Source organism: Streptomyces sp. NPDC001617, from assembly GCF_053596855.1.
The window spans coordinates 82,725-96,497 of record NZ_JBSFHA010000017.1; the positions used below are offsets into that span (position 1 = coordinate 82,725).

The window sequence follows — 13,773 nt, forward strand, 5'->3', positions numbered from 1 at the left end:
ACGGCAGTTTCTACGGCTGTTGCTACGACGCCGAAGGGCGCCGGTGCCTTCGAGGCACCGGCGCCCTTCGCTCGTGCCGGACTACTGCTGGGTCCAGCCGGGCGGTACCGAGCCCTGCTGCGGGTCCTGCGGCGGCGCCGGCTGCTGCTGCCAGCCCTGGCCCGGAGCGGGCTGCTGACCCCAGCCCTGGCCCGGCTGCGGGGCGCCGCCGGGCTGGGCGTGCGGCTGCTGGGGCTGCTGCTGCGGGTACCCCTGCTGCTGCGGGTACTGCATGTGCGGGTTGCCGAAGCCCTGCTGGGTACGGGCGATGTCCTCGGCGATGATGGCCGCGAGGTCGAAGTAGGCCTCGCGGGTCTTGGGACGCATCATGTCGAGGTCCACCTCGGCACCGGCCGCGAGGTGCTCGTCGAAAGGCACCACGACGACCGCGCGGCAGCGGGTCTCGAAGTGCGCGACGATGTCCTCCACCTTGATCATCTTGCCCGTCTCGCGGACCCCGGAGATCACGGTGACCGAGCGCTGGACGAGGTCGGCGAAGCCGTTCGCCGACAGCCAGTCGAGCGTGGTCGAGGCGCTGCTCGCACCATCCACCGAAGGCGTGGAGATGATGATCAACTGGTCGGCCAGGTCCAGCACTCCGCGCATCGCGCTGTAGAGCAGACCGGTGCCCGAGTCGGTGAGGATGATCGGGTACTGCCGGCCGAGCACCTCCAGCGCGCTGCGGTAGTCCTGGTCGTTGAAGGTGGTGGAGACCGCCGGGTCCACGTCGTTGGCGATGATCTCGAGGCCCGAGGGCGCCTGCGAGGTGAAGCGGCGGATGTCCATGTAGCTGTTCAGCCGCGGGATCTCCTGGACCAGGTCGCGGATGGTGGCGCCCGTCTCGCGCCGCACCCGTCGGCCGAGGGTGCCGGCGTCCGGGTTGGCGTCGATCGCCAGGATCTTGTCCTGCCGCTCGGTGGCGAGGGTGGCGCCCAGCGACATGGTCGTCGTGGTCTTGCCGACCCCGCCCTTGAGGCTGATCACCGCGATCCGGTAGCAGGACATCACCGGCGTACGGATCAGCCCCAACTTCCGCTGCCGCTCCGCCTCTTCCTTCTTGGCGCCGAGCTTGAAGCGCGACGGGCCCTGGTTGTTCTTGCGGGCCTTCGGCTGGTTGCGCAGCAGACGGTCAGAGGACAGCTCCACGGCGGCGTTGTAGCCGAGCGGGGTGCCGGGGGCGGCCTGCTGCTGCGGGGAAGCACCGGGTCCGGCCTGGGGGCCGGGCGGCGCGGTCCAGCCCTGGTTGCCCTGGGCGGCCGGGTTGCCGTAGGGCGTGGGCGGCTGCTGCGCCTGAGGCGCCTGCGGCTGGGCCGGGGGCTGCGGCTGACCTGCCTGGGGCGGGTAGCCGTAGCCGGCCTGCGGCGGGGCCGGGGGCTGGGGGTAGCCGTACCCGGCCGGGGGCTGGGGCTGGCCGGGCTGCACCGGCGGCTGGCCCGGCTGGGGCTGGCCTGCCTGGGGGGCCTGCTGCGGGTAGCCGTAGCCGCCCTGCTGGGGATGCGGAGGCTGGGGGGCCGCCTGACGGGGGTCGACCGGGGCGGGCGGCTGTGCGCCCTGCGCCGGGTGACCGGGCTGACCGGCGGCCGGGCCGAAACCGCCCTGGGCGGGCGGCTGTTGGCCGGGCTGTCCGGGGTGCGCGGGGGGCTGGCCGGGGGCCTGGGGGTAGCCGTATCCGGCGGCGGGGGGCTGTCCCGGCTGGGGCTGGCCGGCCTGGGCCGGGATCTGAGGATCGCCGTATCCGGCCGGGGGCTGGGGCTGTCCGGGCTGGGGCTGGCCTGCCTGGGGGGCCTGCTGCGGGTAGCCGTAGGCGCCGGCCTGTGGGGCCGGCTGTCCGGGCTGCACCGGGGGCTGGCCCGGCTGGGGCTGGCCCGGATGCTGCGGGTAGCCATAGGCGCCCGCCTGAGCGTCGGGCTGCCCGGGATGCCGCGTGGGGTCCGCGGGGACGAAGCCCTGCGGCAGCGGGGGGAGTCCGGGGGCGCCCTGGGGCGGCACGGGAGGCTGCCCGGCCTGCGGGGAGACATGCGGCGGCTGACCCTGGTCCGGGGTCTGGCCCTGGGGCGCGGCCGGGTGCGCGGGCGCCACCGGCGTCGGGGAGCCGGCCGCCTCCGCGGCTGCCGTCGTCAGACCGGCCTCGGCGTCCTCCTGCGCGGGGGAACCGGTGTCGGACCCGGCGGCCTCGGACTCGTCGCCCTCGGCGAGGGCGGAGGCGCCGGCCTCGGACTCGTCGCCGAGCGTCGCAGTCGGCTCTTCGGCGTCGTCCCCGCCGAAGAGACGGGCCGCCTCGGCGTCGGCGGCCGCGTGGTCGAGCTCCGGCTCCTGAGACGGCTCGGGAGCGGCTGTGGGGACGCCGGCGGCCGGGGTGGCGGTCGCGGCAGGGGTGCCTGCCGCGGGAGTTGCGCTCGCCGACGGAGTCCCGGCGGCCGGGGTGGCCGTAGCGGACGAGTCGCCCTGCGCGTCCTCGTCGACCGGGCGCAGCACGGGGAAGCCGGGCGCGGCGGAGGGCTGGGCGGGTGCCGGCTGCTGCGGGGCGGCCGGAGGCGCGGCCGGGGCGTGCTGCTGCGGGACGGCGGGCGGCTGGGCAGGCGTCTGCTGCTGGGGCGGGGCGGGCGGCGCCGGAGGCTGCACCTGGGGCGCGAAGCCACCCGAGGTGTCCTGGCCCGGCTGCTGCGGGTAGCCGTACGCGCCCGGCGCCGCGGGGGCCGGGCCCGGCGCGGGCTGCTGGCCCTGCGGGTACCCGTAGCCACCCGGAGCCCCGCCCTGGGCCGGTGCGGGAGGCGCCGGGGCGGGAGGCTGGGGCTGGGCGGGTGGCTGCGGTGCCGTGCCCGGGGGCCCGGTGGGCGAGCCGACGGGCGGGCCGGTCGGGGGTGGGGGCGAGGGGGTGTCCTGCGCTGCGCCCCCGGCGGCACCGGTGCTCTGTGCGTACCAGGCGGGAGGCGTGTAGACGATTTCGAACTCGCCGGTGAGATCCACCTCGTGATCGTCCCCGTCCGAGGAAGGGCTCCCGCCGTTGTACTCGGACCGATCCCTGTTCACTGCTTGCCTCCTGGTCAGCCACTGCTGCTGAGCTGGTCGTCGTCGCGGTCGGGCGGACCGAGTGGCGAGTCCCACGCGACTGCGACCGTCACCGCACCACCAGAAGCCTAATCACTCACATGGCGGGACGGAAAAGCCCCCATGGCCCGGAGAACAAAGCCCCCAGGGGTCCCTGAGGACAAGGTTCCCAGGGTCCGGAGGACAAAGCTCCGTGTGCGGGGACGGAACGTCCCACGGGCGGGGGTCAATTGGAATCCCATCGGCGTCCCGTTGTGTCCCGCCCGTGGCCGACGACACCTCAGTCCATCCGACGGGCCACACCGAGCAGCCCCGTCTCCGCGTCGGTGGGTTCGGTCATGACGAACTGCTGGTGCTTACGGGTGCACCACATGGCGACGCCGTCGTGCAGCGTCGGCAGATGCTGGAGCTGGTCCTCCGGAATGCCCAGAACATCCCGTACGACTTCGGTCTCGTACGGCGAGATGCGCTGGATGCCGACCAGATGAGCCTGCGACAGCCAGCGCGGCGCGTGCTCGCTGACGAAGGGCAGCACCGTCACCACGGCCTGCCAGGGCACCGAGGTCACGCGCCCGCGCGGCGGGCGGATACCGCAGTCTCGGATCAGCACGACCGGACTCGACACGGACGGGCCCTGCGCGGGCACCCGGCCCACCGGATAGACGGTGACGCACTGCTGGCCACCGCCCGCCGCCTGCGCCAACTGCTGCCAGGCCTGCGGACGTCCGGTCTCCACACCCACGCGCGCACCCGTCGCGGCGGCGCGCAGCGCCAGCACCTGGGCGAGCCAGAGGCCGCCCACGAGCACGACGTCGAAGGAGGTCGGCCGGGACAGTCCGAGCACGGCCGGCTGCCCGTCCCCGTCCGCGCCGATGAGCACACCGTCGTCGCCGATCGGCATGCTGATCGCCGCGAGCTCGTCGGCGGTGACGACATGACGGTTGCGGCGCGGGCCGCGCAGCCCGAACCCCGGGCTGAAGATGCGCCGTTGCTGCTGCGGGGGCTCCGGCTGCCCGATGATCGGAATCATGCCGGTGTCGGTCGGGGAGGCCACATGGGCCGGCGTCGTACGGCCGGGGGTGCGGCCCTGCTGTCCCGGGGGCATGGTCGGTGCGGGCTGGGACATCAGTAGGTACCTCCGAGCGGCAGAGTGGCGAGGGCGCCGGGGACCTGCTCCCGGTCGAGCCGGACGAGACCGACCTTCGAGGCACTCGCGGCCCGCTCCAACTCCCGCCCCACCTGGCCGAGTTCGTCGTCGCCGCGGGCGGTCACCCGGATGTGCCCGGTGAGCGAGACACCACGGTTGCCGGCCTTGCTCAGGGTCATGCTGAACGTCGTCGCGAGCACCGGCAGCGAGGTGAACCGCGTCACCAGCTCGGGCAGCGCGACCCCGCCGTGGCCCAACTGCGGCCAGCGCGACACCCAGTACGTCGTGTGGTACCGGTCGTCGACCCGCCAGCTCTTCACCGACTCGACCGTACGGCGCGGGGTCCGACCGTCCTGCGCGGTGCGCTGCTGGTTGGCGCGCGGGTTGAGGCAGCTGGAGGTCGCCAGCGCCTGCATCAGCTCGGTCTCGTCCAGGATGGTCGCCTTGAACCCGGCGCCGGCCAGCCGGCTCGACAGCTGGTCCGCGACCCGCAACAGCGCCTTCTGCGACCCGGGAACGCCGTCCCCGCGCGCCTTGACCGCCTCCGGGCACAGCTCCGGGTCGAGCTTGAGCGCGACCCAGGTGAGCCGCAGCGCGGGCGAACCGACCTGCGCCTGCAGGGGACCGTAGGACCGCGCGGCCAGCGACTGCGCGGGCAGATGCGGCGCCGGCGCCGGCTGAGTGTGCTGCACGACCTGCACGGAGGCGAGCCGGATGCCGTCGACCTCCAGGGCGTCCTGGACGAGCTTGAGCGGCAGTTGCCGATGGGCGGCCGCGGGGCGCAGCGGCTCGTCCGCCGGCTGCACGAAGAGCACGGCGGTGAGGAAGGTCCCGTCGCCGATCATGCCGATCTGGCGGTTGTCACGGGAGACGAAGGCGTACGTCCGCAGGGCCGAGTCGCACTCCACGACCGGGGCCAGCATCGCCTCCGTCCCCGGCGGCACGGGCAACTTGGCGTCGCGCCGCCGCTGACGCAGGGCGCGCGTGGTCTCCCACCACTCGGGCAACGGCCGCCGACCGCGCCGTAGAACGGCCAGGAGCAGCAGCAACACGGCCACCACACCGGCCGGAACCAGCAGCCAGGACACATCGGCGGCCCAGGCGGCCACCATGACCGCCGCCGCCAGCTCCACCAGGATGAGCTGCTGCAGCCGTACCGGACCCAGACCGCCGGGCCGGGGCAGTGTGCGCGGAGAGGCGGCGACGGGAGCGGCCGACGCGGGCGGCGTCGTACGTCTGCCGCTCGGACCTCCCTGTTGCTGCGGTGCGCGGCGTCCGCGCCGAGTACTCGTAGCGCTGCTCATCCCCCGGGACATCCCTTTCGCGAATTCAGGTGGCCGCTCATGGCCGCTCTCTGGGCCTGCGCCCACACCATCCGTGTGGGCGGCTCACGGTACCCGCTGCGGAACGTCACGCGACACACGGGACACCGAAACCCCAGGTGGCCACCCTGTCACGGACCGGCCCCGCATGGTGAAGCGCTGTCGTGAAGCTCTGTGAAGATGCGGGGTCGGCCGCCCACCTGATGAACCGTGACCCTGGGACGCAGGGCATAGTAGGGGCCTGCGTGGCCGAAGAGGCCCGAACGAGCGGTACGACGAGCGGTATCAAACGGGAGAAACGGGGATCACGGGGATCATGGCAAAGCGTCAGGACGAGCTCGCCGCCTACAACTTCGCTCGCAAGCGCACGGTCGCGGCGTTCCTGGCGCCGTCGCCGGGCGGCTCGGAGGAGGGCGCACCGCGCCCGATCAAGACGGTGACACCCAGTCTGGCGCTGGGCGTCGTCCTGGTGGTGGGCTTCATCGCCTGGGGCGTGATCAAGCCCTCGGCCCCGCAGGGCTGGGACACCCCCGGCCAGTACATCATCGTCGACAGCGACTCCACGACGCGCTACGTCGTCCTCGACGACAAGACGTCGAGCGGCAAGAAGGTCCCGACGCTGCACCCCGTCCTCAACTACGCCTCCGCCAAGCTCCTTCTGGACAAGGGCAAGGGCAGCGTCCTGGAGGTCTCCGGCAAGGAGATCGACAAGAGCGGCATCGCCCACGGCGCGACCCTCGGCATCCCGTACGCCCCCGACCGGCTGCCCTCCGCGAGCGACGCGGAGAAGTCGAAGACGTGGGCGGTGTGCGAGCGCCCGGCGGCGGGCTCGGGCAACAACCCCGACGGCAACATCGACCGCGCGGTGTTCGTCATGGACGCCCCCGACGCCAAGTCGCTGGGCGGCGCGGGCGCGGTCGACCCCAGTGAGGCGCTGTACGTCAAGGACACCAAGACGGGCGCGGAATACCTGGTCGACGGCCAGGGAAACCGTTTCCTGCTGGGCGCACCGGGACTTGACGACACGACCATGGCGCAGCTGCGCTCCGCCGTCATCGGCCAGCAGGCCGAGCCGCAGCCGGTGAGCCAGGAGTGGCTCGCCACCCTCAACCCCGGCCAGGCCATCACCTTCCCGGCCATCACCGGCGCGGGCTCTCCGACCTCGGTCAAGGGACTGCCCGCCGCGGCGAGCACGGTGGGCCAGGTGCTGGAGTCGACGGACGCGCAGGGCCGGCAGTTCTACGTCGTCCTCAAGGATAAGGTCGCCTCGGTCTCGCCCTTCGTGGCCGCCCTCCTCGAGCAGTCGCCGGACGCTCAGGGCAGCGGGGCCGCCAAGGTCGCCCCCAACGTCATCATCCAGGCCAACGGCGGTACGGCGGACAGGTTCTACGGGGACAAGGGCTGGCCGGAGATCGTCCCGAAGCAGGCCAACCCGGCGGCGTCGGGGGCGGAAGCGGCCCGCACCACGTCGTGCAGCGTCTACAAGGGCACGCTCGGCGCGGACAAGAAGCCGCAACTGGCGGCGTGGGCGGGAACGGCGTACCCGAAGAAGGTCATCGCGGACTCGCTGAGCGCGTACGTCTCTTCGGGCTCGGGCCTGCTGTTCCAGGAGGTCACGGGTTCGGCGAGCGGCGGCGGTGCGTGGTACCTGCTGACGGACACGGGGCTGCGCTACTCGCTCCCGTCGAACAACGACAGTACGGCGAAGGGCAGTTCGGCCTCGTCCGCGTCCTCCGCCTCGGGCTCGTCGGGTTCGTCGGCGTCGGAGACGGACAAGGCGCGTACGCGCCTGGGATACGAGGACGTGTCGACGCCGGCGATCGTGCCGCAGACGTGGGCGACATTCATCCCGAAGGGGCCCACTCTGGACACGGGCAGCGCGAGCCAGGAACAGAGCCAGTGAGCGGTCGACGGGCTTCGGGCGCACTCGACGGGCTTGTGGGGGGTGCAGTCAACGGGCTTGTGGGTAAGGACACTTGAGGCATGCGACGACGCATGGACCCCGCACGGGTCACGAGATGATCGCTCAAGTGTGTGAGCCGTGTAACTGATTGGTCCTGCCTGTGGATGAGTGACAGGCTGGCGATAGAGTGTTTGCAGCGCTCAACGGTGCGAAGCTTCTCCGGGCACCAGGCAGGGTTTCCCGGGATGTGAATCAACGACGACATGGGGGAAGGTCAACATGGCCGGCCAGTTCCGGGTAACCGAGGACGAACTCACCAAGCTCTCCGGCGACATCAACACCGCCAACGGTCAACTGCAGAGCGAGATCCGCCGTCTGAACGGCGTCATCGAGCAGATCGCCGGCGGCTGGAAGGGCCAGGCGGCCACGTCCTACCACCAGTTGCAGGAGCGCTGGAACGCGGACGCGAAGAAGATGAGCGACATCCTCAACGACATCAAGGAAGCCGTGGACTCCACGCGGAGCAACTACACCGCGTCGGAAGAGGAGCAGAACTCCCAGATCAGCAAGATCATGTCGGACTTCGGCTGAGCCGTCCGCTCTCGAAGCACGTCATCAACTCACTGACTTCCCACGACTTTTCCTGAATCTTCCTGAAAGGGAACGACGATGTCGATCCTCGTCAATTACGCAACCATCACCAACGCGTCCACGGACGTGAAGTCGACGGCCGGCCGTATCAAGCAGCAGCTCGACGACCTCGAGGCCGCGGTCAAGCGCGTCGCCGCCACCTGGGAGGGCGAGGCGCAGGAGGGCTACCAGCGCAAGCAGCGCGAGTGGGACCAGACCGCGCAGGACCTGCACAACACCCTGCTGAAGATCTCGACGGCGCTGCAGAGCGCGGCCGAGAGCTACCAGGCCACGGAGAAGAGCAACGCCGCGACCTGGGGCTGAGCCCGTCGGCGCGCCGAGGGACCTGAGGGACCTGAGATGAAGAGAATCGGCCCAGCCGACGCCACGGTGTCGGCTGGGCCGAGCTCTGCTTCGGGGTCGTACACAGCAAATTCGGCACATCTTCACCCTCGTCACCATCAACATGACTTCGTCCACATCAAGGAAGCCCGGGGGGCCTGAACATGAGGGGCCTGGACGTGAAGGGCCAGAGAGCCCGTTCGCGTGGCCGCAAGAGCCGTATCGGTGGAACCCGCGCACTGCAGCGGGTTCTTGGCGTGCTCGCGGTGACTGGGTTGTGCATGACGTCGGCGCCGGTGGCGCTGGCGGATTCGGGCGGTCATGGGGCGGGGTCGGGCGACCGTCCGGTCGACTTCGGCCTGGCGGACAGCTCGGAGTGCGTCTTCGGCGGGAACGTCATCAAGTCGACGCCGTGGTCGCTGCAGCGGGTCCTCCTGGACCAGCTGTGGGCGCAGGCGACGGGCAAGGGCGTGACGGTCGCGGTGATCGACACGGGCGTGGACAGCTCGAACCCGCAGCTGAGCGGGGCGATGGCCGGGAGCGGCAAGTCGTATGTCGACGGAGCCGCGAACAAGGACATCGAGGGACACGGCACCCGGGTGGCGGGCATCATCGCGGCGCGCCCGCTGAAGGGCACGGGCTTCGAGGGCATCGCTCCGGACGCCAAGATCCTTTCCCTCCGCTACACGGGCGGGGAGAACAAGCAGGGCAACTCGAAGACCATGTCGGAGGCCATCTCTTCTGCGGTGGCCCAGGGCGCGAAGATCATCAACATCTCGTCGGACACGTCGGACAAGGAAGACAACGACACTCTCCGCAACGCCGTTGCTGCGGCGGTGAACTCGGGCGCCCTGATCATCGCGGCCGCCGGCAACGACGGAGCGGACGGCAACACCGACAAGACGTACCCCGCTTCCTACCCGGGCGTCCTGGCGGTGGCAGCCTCCGACCGCAACGACGAGCGCGCGTACTTCTCCCAGTCCGGCGACTTCGTGGACGTAGCGGCTCCGGGCGTCGACATGGTCTCGACGGTCCCGAAGAAGGGCCAGTGCACAGCGGACGGGACGAGCTTCGCGGCGCCGTATGTGGCGGGTGTGGCGGCCCTGTTGAAGGAGAAGCACTCGGGCTGGACGGCGGCCCAGATCGCGACGCGGATCGAGGAGACGGCACAGCGCCCGAGCCGCGGCCCCAACCAGTTCATCGGCTGGGGAGTCGTTGATCCGGTAGCCGCTCTGACGGATGACTCGACACCGGCCTCAAGCCCGTCACCGGATCCGGTGACGAAGGCGGGGTCTGGCAATGTCGTGCCCATGGCGGTGACTATGGGGGAGACCGAGGCGGAGAAGGACCGCCGGGTCGCCATCTACGTCCTGGGCACCGGGCTGGCGCTGGTCCTCGTGGTTGCGGGGAGCGGCGTGGCTGTGCGGGACTGGCGGAGCCGGCGGGGCGGGCGAGTTGGGCGGGTTGGGCGGGTTGGGCGATGACTTTGGCGTCTAGCGGTGCTGCTAGCGGCGCTGCGAAGTTTTGGAACAGGGGAGAGGACAACGGGGTATGAGCAACGGGATGCGGGTTGATCTGAGCGCGCTGGATGAGGTCATCCGGAAGCTCAATGGGCTTCTCTCGGACATGGATCAGGCCAATACGAAGGCCAAGTACGAGACGGATATTCCGAGCAAGGCCTTTGGTAGCGCTGAGTTTCTGGAGTCCAACGCGCTTCACGAGGCCCACCAAAAGCAGAAGGCCAGGATCGAGAAAATGATCACTGACCTGCACAAGCTGATCGATGACTTCGGTACCAGCACCTCGAAGGTCAGGGACAAGTACAGCAACCAGGAGCATGCGAACGCGCAGGGCGTGAGCGCGGCTCCCAAGGGCTCGTCGGCCTACTAAGCGGTTCAGCGACCGGTCACTGACGGAGGGGATGTTCGGAGATGTACGGCGAGTACTACGTGAGCCCGGAGCAGATCAAGGCTCAGCAAGAGGCAGAGAAGCAGCGGATCAAGGACAAGCACGACGAGAAGCTTGAATCACTCCCCGATGGCGGCATGGGGGGACCTGACCGCAGCCAAATCGACACGCACTTCATGTCGATGGGAATTCCCAAGCTGCACTCCATGATCCTTGACGCGGATCCCAACCGGATCTATGAGGTCAGCCAGCACTGGAAGTCTGTCCATAACATCCTGTCCGGCGGCGATGGTGACGGCAAGACCGGCGGCGTGGACTCGGTTTCGTCGAAGGACAGCGTCGCGGGGATGATGCAGAGCGCCGTCGAGAACGTCCTTGAGCACTGGGAGGGCGACGCGGCCGAAGCGTTCCGCAAGAAGGCCAACGAGATCATGGGGAACGTTCGCACAACGGCTGCATGGGCCAACCACTATGGGGAGGTGATGCATTCTGTCCAGAACGATCTGCGGAATTCCATCACCAAGATGCGAGAAGTCAAAGAGCCGTCTGGTTGGGATCGGGCTTGGGACAAACTCACAGATGACAACCGCAGTGATAAGCAACTGCTGGAAGACATCAACAAGGGCGTGAGTACAGATGCTGCCCGTCAGGCGAACGCAGACTCTTTGTCGAAGGGCAAGGAAGAGCAGCTGAAGGGGGTGGCAATCATGGAGCAGTTGGCGGTCAACTACAAGGCTTATACGAAGACAGGGTTCCGGGAAGACGACCCGAGGGACCCCTTCCCAGCCCCGAACCCACAAACGCCGATGCCTGCCCCCATTCCCATGCCGTCTGCTGGCAGCTCGCGCCCAAGCAGCGTAAGCAGTACGACCAAGCCCTGGAGTGCCGGGACGACGACGAGCATCAAGCCGACGCCCACCACGCCTACTACACCCACCATGCCCCGTGAACCGGGCATCACCGGGGGCACGCAGCTTCCGGCGGCCAGGACGAACGTGGACAGTATCTCCCCAGGCCTGAACGGAACTGGTCCTAGCACAGGCGTCGGCGGAGCCAGCGTTGGCGGTGGCAGCTTCGGCACTGGCGCAGCCACGAGCCCGAGTATCGGAGCCCCCGGTGGAGCAGCTGGTCTCGCGGCCGGCTCTGCTGGAGGCATCGGAGCCGTAGGCGGCCGCGGTGGTATTGCCGGTGGTGGGGCAGCAGCTGGTCGCGGTGCTGCGGGCCGAGCCGGTACTGGGGGCATGGGCGGACTCGGCGCAGCTGGGCGAGGCGGTGCCAGTGCTGGCGGTCGTGGAGCCCTCGCGAGGGCCCGTGGCGGTGTAGTCGGGGCGGCAAAGGGTGTCGCTGGCAAGGGCGCTGGCGGCGGCGCAGGCTTGCATGGCAGCCGGGGCGGAACGCAGCGCGGAGGTATGGCAGGAGCAGCCGGAGCAGCTGGCAAGGGCCGACGGTCTGAGGACGAGAACAGCAGGGGCGACCGTCCCGACTATCTGGTCGAGGACGAAGAGACCTGGATCTCAGAAGAAGACCGTAACCGGAACGTCCCGCGAACCATCGAGTAAGCCCACAAGAGCGGGCCAGAGAGAAGTCTCGTGTGCCCATGTATAGGGCTGGAGCATCCAGCCACAGTTGAGTGAGGAGCAGGGAGTTGGGTTTCAAGCGAGTCTGGTCCACGACAGGTGTCGTGGCATTGACGGGAGCCTTGCTCCTCACATCGGCCCCACTTGCGTCGGCGGATCAAGTCCGAGATGCTCAGTGGCCGCTTACTGTGTACGGCGCAGAAAAAGTCTGGAAGACCTCGCAAGGGGCAGGTGTCACTGTTGCCGTGATCGACACAGGTGTCGATGCCAGTCAACCGGATCTGACTGGTCAGATCCTGCCGGGTAGGGACTTCAGCGGAGCAGGCGACCCTCATCAGGATGACAACGGGCACGGGACTGCTATGGCTAGCCTCATCGCCGGTCACGGCCATGGGGTGAATAATTCCTCTGGAATCATGGGTCTCGCACCGAAGGCGAAAATTCTGCCGATTCGAACTGAGGGAAGCAAAGACAAGCTTGTTACGAATCAATGGGTCGCTGGAGTTCGTTACGCGGTGGCGGAGGGTGCCTCGGTAATTAACTTGTCACTCAACGATGATTCCGCTTATCCCGGCTCAAAAGCCGCCGATGCGATCGAATATGCGCAGGCACACGACGTGGTGGTTGTAGCGAGTACGGGCAACGACGGAGGTACAGTCAATTATCCGGCTGCTCTCCCAGGCGTGGTAGCTGTCTCCGCCGTGGACGAGGGGCTTACGCCCTGGTCCCACTCAAACACTGGGAACGTAACCGTCGCAGCGCCTGGGGTGGATCTCGCACAGGCTGACCCGACCACCAAGAGCGGTTACTCGGTGGCAAATGGAACTTCAGGCTCTGCCGCCTACGTTTCCGCCATCGTCGCCCTTCTCCGCTCCAAGTACCCCGACCTGACCGCAGGCCAGATCATCAACCGCCTGGTCAAGTCGGCGTCGTTCCTGAACAACACAGGTAAGACGGCCCCGGACAAGGAACTCGGCTACGGCATCGCCCGCCCAGGCTCTGCGTTGACGATGGACATCCCCGCGGGCCCCAAGCAGGGCCCCCTCGCGCAAGCGTCGCCGTCCACGTCTACGCAGTCCGGCTCCGCCTCCGGCAACGAGAGCACGAGCCAGGCGGCGAAGGAAAAGAGCAAGTCGTCCTCCAACGGCATCCTCCTCATCGCCGGCATCGCAGGCGCCGTAATCATCATCGCGATCATCTTCGCCGTGATCCGCAGCCGCCGAAACCGCGGCAACGGCGGTCCTGGCCCCGGCGGCGGCACACCCCCGCACGGCACGGGCTACCCGCCCCAGCCCCCGACGGGGTACCAGCAGCCGTACCCCAACACCCCGCCCAACCAGGGCTACTCGACACCTCCGGGCCAGGCTCCCCAGCAGCCCAACCCCTACGCCCAACAGCCGCCGTACCAAGGGCAGTAGAGGTCAGCAGAACCTGCACCGTGCATGTTGACCATCGCAGTCCTCCCCCCCGCGCGCCAACGGCGCAGCAAATCGTCCCGGAAGCGAGAACGGAAGCAACTCCATGGGCGCCATCGTCCTCCTCGTCGGAGTTATCGGCCTCGGAGTCGTGATTGCGGCTGTCACCGTCTACGCCGTAACCCGTAGTCGTCGTACCTCGATGAACAGCGGTCTTGCGGACGGCGCATACCCGCAGTACGTGGGCTATCCGCCGCGGCAACCGATGCCTTTCGCCCAGCAGTCGTATCCAACCTCCGCCCCCAATCAGGGCTACGGATACCCCGGTTCTTCGGCACAGCTCCCGCAACACCCCAATCCGTACGCTCAACAGCCTCCGTACCAAGGCTAGTAGGGGGAGAGCGCACCTTGGGCAGCATCGAAGACGTCGCAGGCTTCCGAC

General features: G+C 69.1%; 10 protein-coding genes. 7 read left to right on the forward strand and 3 right to left on the reverse strand.

Features of this window, described 5'->3' with window-relative positions; translation table 11 throughout:
* Positions 1 to 81 precede the first annotated feature (81 nt).
* The 3 genes from ACWC09_RS15830 to eccE all read right to left on the reverse strand — a co-directional run bounded on the left by ACWC09_RS15830 (position 82) and on the right by eccE (position 5,538).
* The gene (locus tag ACWC09_RS15830; protein WP_450851106.1) at positions 82 to 3,069 is read right to left on the reverse strand and encodes an SCO5717 family growth-regulating ATPase; all 2,988 of its coding nucleotides are present in this window, start codon (positions 3,067 to 3,069) and stop codon (positions 82 to 84) included.
* A gap of 298 nt (positions 3,070 to 3,367) precedes the next feature.
* Positions 3,368 to 4,213 (reverse strand): hypothetical protein, encoded by an 846-nt coding sequence (locus ACWC09_RS15835; RefSeq protein ID WP_450851107.1) that lies wholly within the window; start codon positions 4,211 to 4,213, stop codon positions 3,368 to 3,370.
* Positions 4,213 to 5,538 carry a type VII secretion protein EccE gene (gene eccE / locus ACWC09_RS15840; protein ID WP_450851108.1) on the reverse strand — a complete coding sequence of 442 codons (1,326 nt, stop codon included), beginning with the start codon at positions 5,536 to 5,538 and terminating at the stop codon, positions 4,213 to 4,215. Before eccE ends, ACWC09_RS15835 begins: the two co-directional genes overlap by 1 nt.
* Positions 5,539 to 5,872: 334 nt before the next feature.
* On the opposite strand from eccE, the gene eccB reads away from it, so the two are divergent.
* The 7 genes from eccB (at position 5,873) to ACWC09_RS15875 (ending at position 13,334) form a co-directional block, all read left to right on the forward strand.
* Positions 5,873 to 7,459, forward strand: a complete 1,587-nt coding sequence (gene eccB, locus ACWC09_RS15845) for a type VII secretion protein EccB (RefSeq protein WP_450851109.1) — start codon at positions 5,873 to 5,875, stop codon at positions 7,457 to 7,459.
* 279 nt (positions 7,460 to 7,738) lie between these two features.
* Entirely contained in the window at positions 7,739 to 8,050 is a 312-nt protein-coding gene (locus ACWC09_RS15850) for a WXG100 family type VII secretion target (RefSeq protein ID WP_356353483.1), read from the forward strand.
* A 78-nt stretch (positions 8,051 to 8,128) separates the two neighbouring features.
* Positions 8,129 to 8,413 (forward strand): WXG100 family type VII secretion target, encoded by a 285-nt coding sequence (locus tag ACWC09_RS15855; RefSeq protein ID WP_356353484.1) that lies wholly within the window; start codon positions 8,129 to 8,131, stop codon positions 8,411 to 8,413.
* Between the two features lie 299 nt (positions 8,414 to 8,712).
* Entirely contained in the window at positions 8,713 to 9,915 is a 1,203-nt protein-coding gene (mycP, locus tag ACWC09_RS15860) for a type VII secretion-associated serine protease mycosin (RefSeq protein WP_450851110.1), read from the forward strand.
* A gap of 67 nt (positions 9,916 to 9,982) precedes the next feature.
* On the forward strand, positions 9,983 to 10,321 hold the full coding sequence (locus tag ACWC09_RS15865) for a hypothetical protein (protein ID WP_450851111.1): 339 nt from the start codon (positions 9,983 to 9,985) through the stop codon (positions 10,319 to 10,321).
* Between the two features lie 41 nt (positions 10,322 to 10,362).
* Positions 10,363 to 11,898 (forward strand): WXG100 family type VII secretion target, encoded by a 1,536-nt coding sequence (locus ACWC09_RS15870; RefSeq protein WP_450851112.1) that lies wholly within the window; start codon positions 10,363 to 10,365, stop codon positions 11,896 to 11,898.
* 206 nt (positions 11,899 to 12,104) lie between these two features.
* On the forward strand, positions 12,105 to 13,334 hold the full coding sequence (locus tag ACWC09_RS15875; RefSeq protein WP_450851113.1) for a S8 family serine peptidase: 1,230 nt from the start codon (positions 12,105 to 12,107) through the stop codon (positions 13,332 to 13,334).
* The last annotated feature ends 439 nt before the right edge of the window (positions 13,335 to 13,773 follow it).